The sequence below is a fragment of the Rickettsiales endosymbiont of Peranema trichophorum genome, from assembly GCF_004210275.1.
Taxonomy (GTDB): Bacteria; Pseudomonadota; Alphaproteobacteria; order Rickettsiales; family Midichloriaceae; genus RICK02.
In genome coordinates this window covers 1-15,125 of the sequence record NZ_SCFA01000026.1, presented here as the reverse complement: position 1 = coordinate 15,125, position 15,125 = coordinate 1, and the positions used below count along the sequence as shown (strand labels likewise).

The window sequence follows — 15,125 nt, the reverse complement described above, 5'->3', positions numbered from 1 at the left end:
TAGCTCTGCCCCCTCAAAACATACTGTTGGGGGAGGTTTACCGCACAGCATAAACGTCACGTAGAAGCTTTGAACCTAAAAATACAAGTACATCTATTATATAACTATACTGATAGTATTACTACAAATTTAGACGTAATATCAAATTTTATTTTTCATCAAGGCGAACCAAAGGCCTCTTGATCTCGTCTTAAAATCCAGCCCCCCCCAAGTACCCTTGTGTTGTCGTACATCACGCAAGCTTGCCCAGGGCTAATTGCTGTATATGGTTCGTCTAGCTCAACTTTATACACGTCGTTTTGTAGCGGGATCACTTTTGCATCTACTGTGTCCTGACTATATCTTAACTTTACTTGGCATTCAAACGGTTCATATGGCTTGTCCCCAAGACCAAGCCAATTTAAATTTCCTACGTGTAGCACAGTCGCATTTAAGTCACTCTTTTCTCCAACTGTCACTCTATTAGTCTTTTGATCTATCGCCAGGACATATAAAGGAGTGCTGTGTGACACCCCTATCCCCTTTCTCTGTCCAACAGTGAAATTTATAATACCGTTATGTACCCCAAGTACAGTACCGTCTTTGTAAACAATCTCACCAGGATCAAGAGCACCAGGCCTCAGTTTCCCTATTACATCAGCGTACGATTGCCCCCCCACGAAGCATATGTCTTGACTGTCCGGCTTCTCTGCAATAGGTAGACCGTACTTTTTAGCCATCTCTCTTGTTTCAGATTTATGCATCCCCCCAAGAGGAAACATCAAAAAGTCTAATTGCTCCTTTGTTGTGTGAAACAAGAAATAGCTTTGATCCTTAAGCGCATCCTTAGCCTTGTGCAGCTCTGAAATTCCATCGTTTATACGTTTACTCACGTAATGCCCAGTCGCCAAAGCGTTAGCTCCCAAGTCTTTTGCAACTTTCAATAAATCCCTAAACTTGACAGTCTGATTGCATTTGACACAAGGAATTGGCGTTTCTCCACGCAAATAACTATCAGCAAAATCGTCGATCACCTCTTTTTTAAAAACACTCTCATAGTTCAAAACATAGTGTTTAATGCCTATTTTGCTTGCAGCAACTTGCGCGTCATATATGTCTTGCCCTGCACAACATGTACCTTTTCTCTCGATTCCTAGATCGCCTGCATTGTTATAAAGTTGCATCGTAATGCCTATTACTTCGTAACCTTCGTTTGCTAACATTGCAGCTACTGTAGAGCTATCGACCCCACCAGACATAGCTACTACGATTCTCAAACTGGTACCTAGCATTTCGTTAACTTTTTAATAAGCGATTGTTGTATGATCGAAAGGATGTTGCTCCAAGCCCAATATATAACCAATCCAGATGGAAAAGAGGCAAACACAAATAAAAAGATCACTGGAAGCATGCTCATCACCTTTTCCTGAACCGGATCTGGTGGAGCAGGACTAAGCTTTTGTTGAATGTATATCGTGATCGCCATGATAATAGGACACACCCCTATTTCTAAGAATGAAGGAGGGGTCCACGGTATCAACCCAAATAGGTTAAATATTGTGGTAGGATCAGGGGCTGATAAGTCGTGTATCCACAAAAAGAAAGGAGCATGTCGCATTTCCAACGTGACATACAAAACCTTATAAAGGGCAAAGAAGATAGGCATTTGCAGTAAAAGAGGGAGACAACCAGACAATGGATTGACCTTCTCCTTTTTGTACAATTCCATCAATCCCTTTTGAAACATTGTCGAATCGTCCTTACACCTTTCTTTTAACAAAGCTATCTGCGGCTGCAAGTCCTTTAACCTGTTCATGCCCTTAAACCCTTTGTAGGAAAGTGGAAAAAGAAGTATCTTGATGACTACAGTCAGTAACAAAATAGCCAATCCAAAATTGCCTATCAATTTGTAAAAGTAGCTTAATAAAATAAAAATTGGCTTCGTTATAAAATATAACATTCCAAAATCCACTGCTCTATCAAATAAAGCAATGTGATATTTGTTCTGATATTCATCCAACAAGTCCAATTTCTTTACGCCCGTAAAGAGTCTAACCTGGCTAGTTGAAGACGTACTTGGCTGTATCACCACCTTGTTCTCCAGCACCGACACCTGAAATTTCGGCTTGTTGCGATCATCAAAAGCTATAAGCTCCTCCTTAAATTGCAGTTCAGGCGCCGGTATGATCGCAGCAAGCCAATACTTATCTGAAAAACCTATCCATCCACCATTCTGGTGTTCATAGCCAATCTTTCTTTTTTTCAATAAGTCCTCAAACGTTACTTCGTTCAATATCCCTCCCATCACTCCTATTACTCCTTCATGGCTTATGACATTGCTTTTGTTCTCATAAAAACTCCGACTCAACAAATAGTATGACTGTAGCTCTACCGCTTCATTTGATAGGTTAGTAACGCTTTTTTTGATATCAAACATGTAGTGATCATCCAATGCAATCTCTATTGAAAATTTGATATTTTGTGGGCTGATCCAATACAATGTGACGCTATCATTCTCTTTTAGTTCACGTTTGCTGGCTTTCCAAACAGTCTGTGAGGTTGGTAGTATCAGATTCCTTTGATCTGTTGTCCAACCAACTTCGCTAAAGTATGATTGATGAGCTTGAGATGGGGCAAAAAAAGTCACCCTGTCACTGTTGGAATCGTTGCTAACCAGATATTGTTGAAATGCTACGTCATCTATACGTGCCCCTACAAGATTGATTGAACCACTTAATGCAGAAGTGTTGATACTAACTCTGTTACCATTTTGAAAACCTTCCTTAATCAAAACCGTCTTATCAACTGCTTCGGCCACTTCAATTTGTTTGACTGGCATTGCAACAGTAACCTCCTGGTGTGTCGCCTTAGGTGGCATTGTAGGTGGTGCAAAGAAATACTGCCATGCCAATATGGCTACTGAAGACAAAATAAGTGCTGTGATTAGTCTGTGCTGCTCTGACATTATTAATAGCTCTCCTCTGACATTAAGTTTTATCGCCTTTGATATTTAACGTTATTTCATCGTATTTTGACCAGTGTCCCGATTCCCATCGTCTGCTTTATCCATTCGCACAACAGGATCGTACCCTCCTGAACTGAAAGGGTTGCATCTTAGTACTCTTAAAATTGCGTAATATACACCACGGATTATACCATGACAACCAATAGATTGTATAGCATAGTCAGAACAACTAGGATAAAATCTACAACGCATTGGAAAAATGGGAGATATAAACCTCTTATAAGCTTTTAAAATCAAGATAAGAGCGTATTTGATGATCTTCATAACAATCAATTATGTTTTAAATGCATTTGCATAATATTTTTAGCAATGGTCTTAGTAGCAAGACAGAAGCGATGGATAATCAAGGGAAGCCTATGGTAGCTCTCCCTGTCATTCTGGGAGCTTCTTTGTCGCTTCCCCCCGCCCCCTCTGTCATTTCACGCAAAAGCGGGGGTCCATATCTCTTTGCTAACCACTTAACAGACTACTTTTATCCAGATTCTTTTCATTCCAATTAATTTCCGGACAGACTCTCTGTGACTGAATTTTACTAAATGCAGCTATCATGTCATTCCTCAATCTCTCGTATTTTACGTCCGCCATCTTTGATTTTGCTACGACCACAACCTCTACCATCCCGCTCAGCTTTAGACAAGAAGCAATCTCATTCAAAATACTTCTGAGCCTTCTCTTGCACCTGTTTCTTACAACAGCCTTGCCAACTTTTTTGGATACAGTCAAGCCCACTTTTAGTGTCGAATCTTCCAGGAAATGGTCAGAAACAATACCGTACAGCAAGATAAACGCAAAGGAGTGTAGGACAGCACCAGACCGATGTATCCTACGGTAATCGTTAGATTTAGTAATTCTATCTAGTTTCACCCATTTCTACAAATCATGCACTAAGCGCATGACGGCCCTTAGCTCTTCTATTAGAGATAACTTTACGTCCACCAACTGTTGACATTCTCGCTCTAAAACCGTGTCTACGCTTTCTCACCAGGACACTAGGCTGATACGTTCTTTTAGTCGCCATTTACTGACTCATTTGATATTGCTTTGCCATAAGTTTATAGCACATTGTCCTAAACCCAGTCAACAAGTTATCTGTTGATCTTTTGCTATAAAAATAGCACTATGCTTCATACCAAGCAGTAAACTATCTTATGACAACAAAGAAACAAATATTAGAGCTTTATATAGAGTCCGGAGTCGATTGCTTCCTATCATCCCAGCCAGTCGATAGATTCCAAGAGCTCACTAGTGCCATCTCAATACCAGAGAAAGAGAAAAGCAATGAAGGTGTAATGTCACAGTCTAGAGGCATTGCAGATAGATGCACAACGCTTAAGGAATTGGAGGCATCTATTAGGGCCTTCGATGGTTGTGAAATCAAACAACAAGCTCAAAAGACAGTCTTTGCTGATGGCGACCCAAAAGCCTCAATAATGCTTATCGGTGAAGCCCCAGGCGCTAGTGAGGATCAGCAAGGCATTCCTTTCTGTGGACCTAGCGGTAAGCTTCTGGATAACATATTGTACTCCATCAAGCTCACAAGAGAAAGCGTGTACATCACTAACACCGTTTTCTGGAGACCACCAGGCAATAGAAGGCCTACCTCTCTTGAGATAGAAACGTGTAGACCATTTGTTGAAAAGCACGTGGCATTAGTTGGACCAAAGTTAATTATATTGGTTGGTAATACAGCCGTTGAATCGCTTTTGAAGCTCCAACTGCCAATGCACTCCATACGACATCAAGAGTTTCAGTATTCAAATCGCTACATGCAATCCCCAATACCAGCCAGTGTAATTTTTCATCCATCATATCTCCTCCGTTCTCCATTCAAAAAGAAAGACATGTGGTATGATATACTAAAAATACAAAAGAAATTAAAGGTATGAAAATTGTCGACGGCCTAGAATCATTCCACAAGCACACTGATTGGCACCAAGGAACATCCCTTGCAATCGGGAATTTTGATGGTATGCACATAGGACATCAACTTGTAATCAAACGCTGCGTGCAAGCCGCAAAAGATCTGAACATTACAAGCGCCGTCATCACATTTATACCACATCCGTCAGAAATACTAAGCGCCTCAAAACAAAAACATCTAAATATCTTGGATTTTGATGAAAAAGCTAAAATTATTCAAGAATTGGGAGTAGATACATTATTGATAATACACTTCAATCATGATGTATCTCACTTATCCCCTTCAATATTCCTTGAAGATGTTTTGATACGACAACTCAAGATGAAACATCTTGTGACAGGCTCTGATTTTCATTTTGGTCAAAATAGAGAAGGAAATCAAAAGCTCTTAGTTCATATGTCCGCTACCAAAAACTTCACATATGAAAGATTAGAACGTATCAAATGGAATGAACATCAGGCATCTTCCTCTAACGTCAAAGCACTAATGCAACTTGGTGCCTTTAGAATCATAAAACATCTATTAGGAAGATGGTATCACGTTTCAGGCATAGTAAGTCGAGGAGATGGAGTAGCTGGCAGGCTCGGCATTCCAACCGCCAATATAAAGCTGAGAGATGATTTGTGTCATCCACTATACGGTGTGTACCTTATACGTGCAGAGATTCAAGGTCAAGTATGCTACGGCATCGCAAATGTAGGAGTAAAACCCACATTTCTCAATAGTAGCAAACCAACCCTAGAAGCCCATTTTTTTCAGCTCCCTAATGTTGAACTTCACGGACAACACCTGAAAGTCGAGCTACTCCACTTCATTCGTCCTGAGAGAAAGTTTGCAGGGATCGAGGACTTGAAAACACAAATACAACAGGACATCACCTTCGCTTCTCAAGCAATCCCGTCCGTACTGGACGAGAGTTGGGTGGAGTCTTCTCTGACAGCATAATCAGGGCTAAAATATAAGCAACCGCGTATACAGCAACGCCCGAGAAGACTACATCGCTCAAAAAATGCGCGCCTTTTGCTATTCTTGCCAAACCAAAACCAAAACCTAAAAATAGCGCCAATAAATTATATACCATGCGCTTCCTTCCCTTTTGCAAGAATCCAAAGGCAAATACCATAAACCCTATGGAAGCATGTCCGGAAACAAAAGAACAATTATGGTTACACTGATTTGATATAACAAATGCTGGTGTAAATTTGTGCTCTCCTCCAAATTGTTCAACGTGCATAGGTCGCGCCCTGCCAAAATTTTCTTTAAATACTAGATTCACAACTAATCCAGGACCTATTGCGTATACAAAAATAACATACAGGATAGGTATGTAGTGTCTTGGATGCATAGAGCGTACCGCAATAAACCTCAGTACAAGCGCAACGATGCAACCCACTAAAAGTAGTTGAGCAAGTACCACCACGCTACTATTGATTAGCGATACCACCGGATTACTTTTGAGATAAAAACCAAAAATAAAATCGTAAAAGTACCCGCTTACAGCCAAATCAATATCGCTTCTGTAAAAAAACAGCAGCGCGATGGATAACACAAATATTGCGAAAAGCGTAATAAATCTAGTACCCATGAAAATTCTCCATATAAAATATGCATCTTTTTAAGTTTTGATGATGTAAACCAAAACAAAATAAAAATCTTACATCATCACCATACTTTTCAAAAACTTTGGGAGTAACTTGAGATGCAGAGATTATCACAAGATCATGAGACTTAAAGTGATTCAAATTCGTTGTCTCCGCAAAATAATCGTTGATTACACCTGAAGGATTCCACTTAAATAACTTTAAGTCCACCCCTCTTGTATAATACGAGAGTAGGGCCATATCTTTTCTGGATTCTGCAACTATCAGGGCCTTTGGATACTGGTCATGCATTAATAATGCTTCTTGAGCAATACTACGTCCTCCCCTTAAACGCTCAAAAATGTCATAACGATGGTGTATAGTACAATCAAACCTCTCCAATACCTCTTGGTGCAACATGATCGATATACCTATTAAAACATGTAAAACAACAGAGATCTTGACGTACTTCTTCCATTGTTTGACACTTAAAGTTGCTACAAGAATACATGCCGTTATATAGCAGGGAGCGGCCCAGTTAGCATACGCACGAGACACAAATGCCAGCACCAACATTGCCAGCAAAATCGGCAATAAAAAGTATACAAGTATTGCCTCATTGTGCACTGTATCATGCCCATTTCTCTCTTGATGCCTGATACACAAGAACTTGTAAATTATCACCAACAAGTATAAAAACACAAGCGGTCCAAATACAAAGAATTGCCCGAGTAGAAACTCCAGCATCGATGATATTGTAAAATGCTTGTTGTAACCACTCGCAAGTTCTAAAGTATGTGATGCACTCACCCAATTATGGTGCAGATTCCAAAGAATATTTGGGCAAAAAATAATAAATGCCAAAAAAGTTGCGATATATGGGCCCCAACTTGCTTTTAGTAGCTCTCTTTTGTGCATCAGCAAATATAAAAACGCAGAAGCTACAAAAAAGATCATGTTGTATTTTGTAAGAAGACCACATCCACAAAATATACCGCAGGCAACCCAGTGGATTAGTCCTTCGGTTTTTAACGCCATCACAAAATAATAAAACGCCAGGGACCAAAACAGTAGCAAAATTGGATCAGTCGATATAACAGCAGAAGACAGAAAAACTGCTGGCATTGTGACGTACAGTAGTCCCGCCAGATATGCACGCTCCTTGTCAAATTCCTTCGCACTCAGGTATACCACGTAACCGGTGCAAAAATGCAATACCGGTGAGAAAAATCTGACACCAAATTCACCATCACCAAACAAGTAAGTGGAGCATGCTATAACCCATGCAACGAAAGGTGGCTTCGAGTGATATCCAAAGTCCAAGTGCTTGGACCAGACCCAATATTGAGCTTCATCTACATAAAGCTCTAAACCATTAAATTTGAGCCAACACAATCTGACAAGCAACAAGAAAAAAGATACAGCAAAAAAAGAAAACTGGCGAGCACTCCACACAACCATATCAAGCACTCAACACAATGTGCCCTAAGCCTTGTGCTGGTCGAGAGCCTTGACTTTCATACACAGTTTGCTAATCCTTCTGGATGCCGTATTTAACTTGAGGACCCCCTTTGAAACGCCTTTCATCATCTCGGATTCAGCGACAACTAAAGCGGACTTCGCTTGAGAAAAATCGCGATTACGAATAAAAGCCTCGACTTTTCCAAGGAAAGTCTTGATACGGCTTATTCTGGACCTGTTGATTGCATTTAATTTTGTGGACCTTGAGAATGCCTTTGCTGCCGATTTGTGATTTGCCATTTTTTATGCGTTTTTTAATTTTAACTACAAAACATTAAAAGCATTGTTACACGAGATTATTCTGAAAGTCAAATTCATCTTGAGATGATAGGTCCAGTTTCTGCTTGTCATCTTCCCCGATTTCATGTCCGTCAATTATAGAAAGTTGATGACAAAAAAGGGAGCGGAATTGCAAAGGAGGAGTACGGAAGTGACAAAGGGGGAAGATGAGGCTGCATAAGCGTATTGAAATACACGCACAAAGCAGAGTTTCACAAAATCCGTTTGGAACATTCAAAAATAGGAATTGCTATTATTTGTTGTTTCTGTACTTTATGTCAGCAAAGATACTTGCCATATCTATTGCTACGTTTCTATTTCTAAGACTACCTTTGCCATTATATTTCACCTGTATAGGCATAGTGCTACCATAGGGTATGAAGGAAAATTTAGACAGAGTACTCATTAAATTAGTGCTCGTATCGTAAGCCCCTGAAAAAGCCCCACTCACTCTAGAGCTTTTCAAAAGGCAATTTTCAACATTCACTATGCGCTTTTGTAAATTGAGCTGACCCGTAATACTGTCAAATTTCGTCACTCCTTGCTTAATGTAGTAGTTGATTTGAGTAAGTTTATCAGCAGCAGGAATAGGAAGCTCTAATGCAGTCAGGACCTTGTTGAGATCAAACCCACCAACCTCCACTTGTTTTCCTATCAAGGTACCTTTTCCCTCTACGCTATCAAACATCTCATCAATATTAGTACCACTTGTGCCAAGCAATCCACTAACGTTCACATATCCCTTTAACTGCCCACCTTGCCCTCCTAAGGTTGTAATCAATCTGTCCGGATTAAAGTTATATAAGGCAAAAGATAGTGCAACAGATGGCACAGGAGTCATAATAGCGATGTTACCGTCCACCACAAGCGTACCATCAAAGATGTCACACTTGGAATTTTCAAGCATAAATACTCCATTGAAAAGCTTCAGAGTCCCATCCAGAGAATCTACAACTTGTTCTCCAATACTAAATTTTGAAGCTTTCAAAGCTATTCTAGCATTGTAGTTATTTGCGCTAAAAAAATTAAAATATGATGGTGTTCTCGGCAAAAGCAAGTATTCTATTTCGTTTTTACTGCTATCGATCTTGCCGACATAGTCAAGAAATGATTGCTTCAATGCCACTGTGCTTGGAAATATCCTATGATAAAATGCGATAGCATCGAGATGTTTAAAATCAATGTTGGCTGTAATAGATGGTTTGAAAGTACGAATATCAAATGTCAGAAAACTATCAAAATTCGCAACGTCAGAGTCAACACGTAGCCTGTCTACTTCAATGACGTTAGGTTGCACCATCATTGATAACTTTACATCCGGATATACATTGTTTTTAAACACCGCTTTCTCTATGTCCAATTTCAAGTGCGTTCTGCTAGTGATTCCCCGCAACCAGAGATAATCCCCAGTTAATATGTCATGCATACGCCCACTACGATCCAAATCCGCAATGTAGAGCTTTGTCAGAAGCTTATCAAACGCTTCCGACAAGCCTAGATTATCCATATTGACCTGATGCAACTTTAAATCATAATCAAACTGTAGCTCGGCAATGTGACTACCTCTAGCGTACGCTGAACCAACAAGAGTGGTATCATCCAGTATGGACCTGATCTGAGATACTTTGATCATGTTAGGCAGCACGGCGATTTTGGACTTGAACAGTATGCTTTTCCATAAATTTGACCTAGAGGGCTGACCTCCAAACCATTGAATGAAGCTTCCCAAATCTCTCGATGCAAAGGCAATATCACCCGTAAACTTCGATCTGACCTCATTGGTGTCTATAACTCCATTAAGCTGTAGTTTAGCGTCACCAGGAAGGTATACAGAAAGCTCGTTTAAAATGGTCCGCCCTTCTTCATCGCCTATATCTACTACTAAATTCTTGAGTTGTTGAGAGTGCAATTCTAAAGCATCAACTGATATGTTGACTTTGGAATTCACAAGATAAGTCGCAAGTACGTCAAATGTGCGCGCAAATCCAGACGTGAATTCTATGTGATTTAAAGAATCGCTATGCCGATCAAAAAGTTTAATATCGTCGATATTTACAGACGATGCCGACATGTTAACGTCCAGTTTCTTGTTTTTTTTACTCAATCCAAGCTTTACTACCCCTTGTAGCTTTTTTAGAGAGTCTGTATTGATCATGATCTGCGTTATCTCTACAGCATCGTCATGTAGATCGAGTTGAGCATCAATAGATGCAGCGGTTTGATCAATTTCAGTCTTACCAGACTTAGCATTCAGCTTCTTCAAATAACCTGTGATCCTGCCTTTTAAAGTAGGCTCCATCAATAGTTTGTTTGTATCCCCCTCTAGTTTTACCAAAGTAAAGCTGTCCTCTAACGATATATGCATGGTACCTCTCTCATCAAAATCACCACGCCCTGTCTTCAAATTACCCGTTATGCTAAACGGACGCCCAAATACCTCAAATGTCCCACCAATCGACATTGCGCGCCCATTTCCTTCCAAACCGTAATTTACGTTGATGTTGATATTCTGCGCATATCGTGTCTTTGATCCTCCAGTATCAGAATAAAGAACGTAAGCGTTGGAGCCTACTATCTCCAATGCCTCTACCTTTAAACTTTTTTGAAGCAGAGACGTGGAGTATATGTACTTCTTTATTTGATCTGCATAAAAATCTACTTTTTCTAGTCTCACCTTTCTTAAATCGAGTGTTTCAAACAGTCTACTTGGTGTATTTAAACCATATAGCTCAATCGTTTGACTCTCAAATAGGGGCTCATCATTGGATGATACCTTAACGTCGTTCAGTTGAAAGTGTGGAAAGGGTAAAATATAAAATTTTAAGTCACCTTGCACTATAATATCGACGTTGAAACGCTTTTTGAGAGCACGCCTAATCTCCGACTTATAGTAGTTCAAAGGAGTGTATTGCAACACTAAATGGCTAGTACACAGCACACATAACAAAAAGATGAAAATTTTTACCAGAACGCGAAGCATCTTGACCTCCCCCTTGAGATACTACTAGTCACACTTTATACTTGATATTAACAATCGACCTGAAAGACGGTCAACTAATATCTTTTTTGTTATGGCTTCTTTAATGCTTTTCTTCTCCAAAACCTCAATCACAAGAGGTTTAGTGGAGCCTACGGGCTTTACGTACTTCTGTGTTGATCAATAGAAGTCCTGATATGATGATTAGAACGTATCCATAGTAGGAGCCCAATGCGGGACGTTCTGCCAACAACAACAGGCCCAATACTCCACTGAACAGCAATTTGGTATAACGGAAGGGTACCACTATAGATAATTCATGCTGTAGAGCTTTAAAGTAAGCGACTCCATGTATGAAATAACAACAAGCCATTAATAGTAGGTATTTAAGATGCCACCACTCTATGTTGATATCTGTCAAGGATATAAGTCCAACGGGATTAAGATGAAGAGGTATCCCTAAAAGTGTGAGGGCACGGTCGCCAACTATCAAACATTCCCACTGTATGAATACTATTGGTGCGGACCACATACATGCAAACAACATTAAATAAAACATTTGTGCTTTGTTTTTTTCAGTTCTGCCAAGAACTTTGACGGATACTGTATTTAATGTCCAGAAACCTATTGCCATGAAGGTATAGCCATAGAACTTATTGGATGTAGCAATTTTTGAGATTTCTTCAGACAGTGCGTATATGTGTATGAGTTCTGGACGTACAACAATGATTGCACCAAAGAAACCTAGCAACACTGCTACTATTTTAGTTTTTGTGACGCTCTCACTAAAAAATACCATACCGATAATTACAAGCAATATGTACTGGATATTTTCAAGAGCTGCAGCATCTGCCATATCAACGTAATGGAGTCCATGTACAAATGATATTGCGCCCATGACGCTGAAGAAACTACGAATTAGGTGAATGTGTATCCTTGTTGTCTTAATGTTTTGGAGTCCGTCGTTAAAGACCCATGGTAATATTGCCAACAACAATATCAGTTTATACAGAAATACTATGTGAGCTCCACTTAGTGATACTCTCAATATTTTTGCGGTGATATCGAGTACGGAGAGCGCGATGGTGTTGATTAGCATGAATCCTATACCGTATAGGGCAGAATAACGGTTGCTAGGTTGTGTAAGCATAGTGATTTGCCTCTAGATAAGAAAAAAGCCCGCATAGCGGGCTTTTTGAATTTGTATTTAACGTTTGCGACAATGTTAGTATCATTGAACTTTTAACAACTTCTAATAGGGCATCAGTTTATACATTATACAAAAAGAACTATATGATGCAATAAATTAAAGCGGATTATAGAGGTGCATCTGGGTTAATTGTTGTTCTACCTTTTCTGATGGCAAAGTAAAGCTGTGGTTTTTGTACACCACCTGTTCTACCAACTTTAGCTATTACTTGTCCCTGTCTTACAACATCACCTTTTTGGACTAACACGGATGCATTATTTGCATAACTGCTAAAAATGTTGTTTGCGTGTTTGATGATTACAAATTTCCCATAGTCTGTGACAGTGCTTCCTACATATACTACTTCTCCAGCGCTGGTTGCCATAACAGGGGAGTTGATCGGTGCAGTTATGATGATGCCTTCATGGAATGGGCTTGGGGCTTGTCCATATCGTGAGAGCACCTGTCCTTCTAAAGGCCAAGTGAAGGCTCTAGAATTGAGTGGGTGTGGATGTGAGAAATTTGATTTGGAGGTTGGCTTTATATTGATGGTTCCAAGTTCTTTTTCAAGTTCTGTCAAGCTTTGTTCATTATACACGTCAGCTTTTTCTTGCTGTTTGGTCTCCTCTTGAATTTGCACGTCTCGTTCTGGTAGAGTAGTGTTTGTATCTTGTGGGGCAGATGCATTATTATCATCACTTAATTCTCTACTTGATGTACTGTCTCGCCTGTAATCCTGCTGTTGTACTTTTGTTGTTTTATGATTTTTACCATAAAAAACATGTTCTTTTCTTTCTACAGGTGCTGGTTTGGTATGAACAGTGCAACCCTGTAACAGAAGTGATGCAGTGATTAGGATTGGGAATAGTGCGAAAGTAATTTTCATAAGGCCGAAGTTCAAAGATTGGTATTAAGTTTGATATTGCTTGCGACAGACTTATTATTTCTAAAGTCTCGAATTTTGTTGTGTATATCTGTGATATATTTCTTATACAGCTCTAAAGTGGTGCCGGAGAGTGGCGGAGACTTAGCGAAGCTGATCTTATTGGGATTGACTTGCTGATTTCTATCGTGCACCTCGTAATGTAGATGTGCTCCACCGTCTGTGCTTCCGGTATTACCGACAAACCCTATGACCTGTCCCTGGCGTACTCTTGCTCCTTGCTTGATATTTTTGCCAAATCTGTCTAAGTGTGCGTACAATGTAGCATATTTTGAGCTATGCTTAATTTTGAGGTGTTTTCCGTAGCCTCTACTTGAGATTTTGACAAACTCCACTACACCATCGCCTGCAGCAAAGATTGGAGTACCTTTAGGAGCTCCATAATCCAATCCTTTATGCATCTTGGAGTAGCCAAGTATAGGGTGCTTCCTCATGCCGTAGCCGGAGGTAATTCTTGCTCCATTAATAGGGGTTCGCAGCAGCGTTTTTTTTGTACTTTGTCCAACATTATCGAAATAGTCTACATAATCCTTTGAAGCTTCAAATTTGAAAATCTCTTTTCTTGTTTTACCGAGAGTTAAAGAGGCAAAGATTATGTCTCCATCGGTTTTCTTATTTCCCGTTTCGTCGGTGTAATATTTGTACAATATTTCAAATTTGTCGCCGGTATGAATATCTCTTTGAAAATCAACATCATGGCTAAATATGTTAATGAGTTTCATAATATTTTTATTACTGATACCCTGGTTTGCGGCCGACACATAAAGACTACCGTCTATTATGCCCTCTGCGAATTCTTCCTTACACAACAATTGTGTGTCTTTAAGAACTGCGGAGTATGAAACGTTCTGAGGATCGTATGTGACATCAATGGTATTTTTGTCAGTTGTGATTTTGATGTACTCGATCTTGGAATAGTAGTCATCAGGCTGTTCTTTCGCTTGTGGTTCTTGTAGAAATTTAATTTCTACGTTGCTACCGATACCAAGCTTTGAGACATCATACACCTTTGCGATGCTTTCAACAATGTTGTATGAGTCTTGTGTTGATATTCCTGCATCTGCAAAGATTTTGTGTAGGGTATCTCCTTGTTGAACGATGACCTGAAATTTCGAGTCATCGGTTACGACTTTGTCATCTTCATCCATATCTATCTCTTCTTCTGAGGCGATGAGGGTTTCCAGGGCATCCTTTACGTCTCGAAACGAGGTGTAGAAAAATATGTTGAAGCCAGACGAAATCAAAAACAGTAGCAACAGGAGTACGTGTAGCCTATCAGGTATCATTTTATGCATATTGTGGCAAAGTGTGTATTTGAATTATAAAAAAGCAAACCTTTATACCAAATTTCGGAAAATAATTACGTTAAGTGGACGGGGCACAAGTATTGATTTTCGGTTTCGTGAAAATGGCAAATTTGGGTATAGTGAGGAGCAAAGGAGGCACTAGGAAGCTTGCAGCCTGGGGACAAGAAAATCTGGGGCCCTGAATGATCGAATGGGCCAGAGGAATCGCACAGAACTAGGCTTAACATTTTCTAACTTTATTTATTTTTGGGAATTGGCATTTACGCGAGAATATAAGAGTTATTTGAAAAGTTTGCAAGCCTTTATATCGTTACCAACATTTGCGACAATAGACCTCTTGCCTAACTCATTCTGAGTGGTTATTTTGTCGTCAAAATTTGTCTGCGCTCCTCACATATATAGGA

The 15,125-nt window shown here is 39.7% G+C and carries 14 protein-coding genes; 2 read left to right on the top strand and 12 right to left on the bottom strand.

The window, feature by feature from the left end:
* Positions 1-158: 158 nt before the first annotated feature.
* The 5 genes from mnmA to rpmH all read right to left on the bottom strand — a co-directional run bounded on the left by mnmA (position 159) and on the right by rpmH (position 4,022).
* Positions 159-1,256 carry a tRNA 2-thiouridine(34) synthase MnmA gene (gene mnmA, locus EDM53_RS01125; RefSeq protein WP_410528547.1) on the bottom strand — a complete coding sequence of 366 codons (1,098 nt, stop codon included), beginning with the start codon at positions 1,254-1,256 and terminating at the stop codon, positions 159-161.
* An 8-nt stretch (positions 1,257-1,264) separates the two neighbouring features.
* Complete coding sequence (yidC, locus tag EDM53_RS01120) at positions 1,265-2,944, bottom strand: membrane protein insertase YidC (protein ID WP_130121591.1); 1,680 nt, start codon at positions 2,942-2,944, stop codon at positions 1,265-1,267.
* A 51-nt stretch (positions 2,945-2,995) separates the two neighbouring features.
* On the bottom strand, positions 2,996-3,268 hold the full coding sequence (gene yidD / locus EDM53_RS06535; RefSeq protein WP_207215399.1) for a membrane protein insertion efficiency factor YidD: 273 nt from the start codon (positions 3,266-3,268) through the stop codon (positions 2,996-2,998).
* A gap of 186 nt (positions 3,269-3,454) precedes the next feature.
* The gene (gene rnpA, locus EDM53_RS01110) at positions 3,455-3,868 is read right to left on the bottom strand and encodes a ribonuclease P protein component (protein WP_130121589.1); all 414 of its coding nucleotides are present in this window, start codon (positions 3,866-3,868) and stop codon (positions 3,455-3,457) included.
* Between the two features lie 13 nt (positions 3,869-3,881).
* Positions 3,882-4,022, bottom strand: coding sequence for a 50S ribosomal protein L34 (gene rpmH / locus EDM53_RS01105; RefSeq protein ID WP_130121587.1), 141 nt, complete (start codon positions 4,020-4,022; stop codon positions 3,882-3,884).
* Positions 4,023-4,152: 130 nt separating this feature from the next.
* Between rpmH and EDM53_RS01100 the strand changes: the two genes are divergently transcribed.
* Both EDM53_RS01100 and ribF read left to right on the top strand, forming a co-directional pair.
* A complete protein-coding gene (locus EDM53_RS01100) occupies positions 4,153-4,890 on the top strand; it encodes a uracil-DNA glycosylase (RefSeq protein WP_130121585.1) in 738 nt (245 codons plus the stop codon).
* Positions 4,887-5,870: a riboflavin biosynthesis protein RibF gene (ribF, locus tag EDM53_RS01095; RefSeq protein WP_130121583.1), complete on the top strand. Its 984-nt coding sequence runs from the start codon at positions 4,887-4,889 to the stop codon at positions 5,868-5,870. Before EDM53_RS01100 ends, ribF begins: the two co-directional genes overlap by 4 nt.
* On the opposite strand, the gene EDM53_RS01090 is transcribed toward ribF, so the two are convergent.
* The 7 genes from EDM53_RS01090 to EDM53_RS01060 all read right to left on the bottom strand — a co-directional run bounded on the left by EDM53_RS01090 (position 5,800) and on the right by EDM53_RS01060 (position 14,700).
* On the bottom strand, positions 5,800-6,510 hold the full coding sequence (locus EDM53_RS01090) for a phosphatase PAP2 family protein (protein ID WP_130121581.1): 711 nt from the start codon (positions 6,508-6,510) through the stop codon (positions 5,800-5,802). The genes ribF and EDM53_RS01090 overlap by 71 nt on opposite strands.
* Complete coding sequence (locus EDM53_RS01085; protein ID WP_130121579.1) at positions 6,500-7,966, bottom strand: ArnT family glycosyltransferase; 1,467 nt, start codon at positions 7,964-7,966, stop codon at positions 6,500-6,502. The genes EDM53_RS01090 and EDM53_RS01085 overlap by 11 nt, the downstream gene beginning before the upstream one ends.
* Before the next feature lie 24 nt (positions 7,967-7,990).
* The gene (gene rpsT, locus EDM53_RS01080; protein ID WP_130121577.1) at positions 7,991-8,266 is read right to left on the bottom strand and encodes a 30S ribosomal protein S20; all 276 of its coding nucleotides are present in this window, start codon (positions 8,264-8,266) and stop codon (positions 7,991-7,993) included.
* 292 nt (positions 8,267-8,558) lie between these two features.
* Positions 8,559-11,285, bottom strand: coding sequence for an AsmA family protein (locus EDM53_RS01075; RefSeq protein WP_130121575.1), 2,727 nt, complete (start codon positions 11,283-11,285; stop codon positions 8,559-8,561).
* Between the two features lie 139 nt (positions 11,286-11,424).
* Positions 11,425-12,432 (bottom strand): DMT family transporter, encoded by a 1,008-nt coding sequence (locus tag EDM53_RS01070; protein ID WP_130121573.1) that lies wholly within the window; start codon positions 12,430-12,432, stop codon positions 11,425-11,427.
* Between the two features lie 166 nt (positions 12,433-12,598).
* On the bottom strand, positions 12,599-13,357 hold the full coding sequence (locus EDM53_RS01065) for a murein hydrolase activator EnvC family protein (protein ID WP_130121571.1): 759 nt from the start codon (positions 13,355-13,357) through the stop codon (positions 12,599-12,601).
* 11 nt (positions 13,358-13,368) lie between these two features.
* Complete coding sequence (locus EDM53_RS01060) at positions 13,369-14,700, bottom strand: M23 family metallopeptidase (protein WP_165379528.1); 1,332 nt, start codon at positions 14,698-14,700, stop codon at positions 13,369-13,371.
* Between the last annotated feature and the right edge of the window lie 425 nt (positions 14,701-15,125).

Bases quoted from the DNA above. Each gene is read 5' to 3' on its own strand.
- yidC (WP_130121591.1), bottom strand. From the start codon at position 2,944: ATGTCAGAGCAGCACAGACTAATCACAGCACTTATTTTGTCTTCAGTA.
- yidD (WP_207215399.1), bottom strand. From the start codon at position 3,268: ATGAAGATCATCAAATACGCTCTTATCTTGATTTTAAAAGCTTATAAG.
- rpmH (WP_130121587.1), bottom strand. From the start codon at position 4,022: ATGGCGACTAAAAGAACGTATCAGCCTAGTGTCCTGGTGAGAAAGCGT.
- EDM53_RS01100 (WP_130121585.1), top strand. From the start codon at position 4,153: ATGACAACAAAGAAACAAATATTAGAGCTTTATATAGAGTCCGGAGTC.
- ribF (WP_130121583.1), top strand. From the start codon at position 4,887: ATGAAAATTGTCGACGGCCTAGAATCATTCCACAAGCACACTGATTGG.
- EDM53_RS01090 (WP_130121581.1), bottom strand. From the start codon at position 6,510: ATGGGTACTAGATTTATTACGCTTTTCGCAATATTTGTGTTATCCATC.
- EDM53_RS01085 (WP_130121579.1), bottom strand. From the start codon at position 7,966: ATGGTTGTGTGGAGTGCTCGCCAGTTTTCTTTTTTTGCTGTATCTTTT.
- rpsT (WP_130121577.1), bottom strand. From the start codon at position 8,266: ATGGCAAATCACAAATCGGCAGCAAAGGCATTCTCAAGGTCCACAAAA.
- EDM53_RS01075 (WP_130121575.1), bottom strand. From the start codon at position 11,285: ATGCTTCGCGTTCTGGTAAAAATTTTCATCTTTTTGTTATGTGTGCTG.
- EDM53_RS01070 (WP_130121573.1), bottom strand. From the start codon at position 12,432: ATGCTTACACAACCTAGCAACCGTTATTCTGCCCTATACGGTATAGGA.
- EDM53_RS01065 (WP_130121571.1), bottom strand. From the start codon at position 13,357: ATGAAAATTACTTTCGCACTATTCCCAATCCTAATCACTGCATCACTT.
- EDM53_RS01060 (WP_165379528.1), bottom strand. From the start codon at position 14,700: ATGATACCTGATAGGCTACACGTACTCCTGTTGCTACTGTTTTTGATT.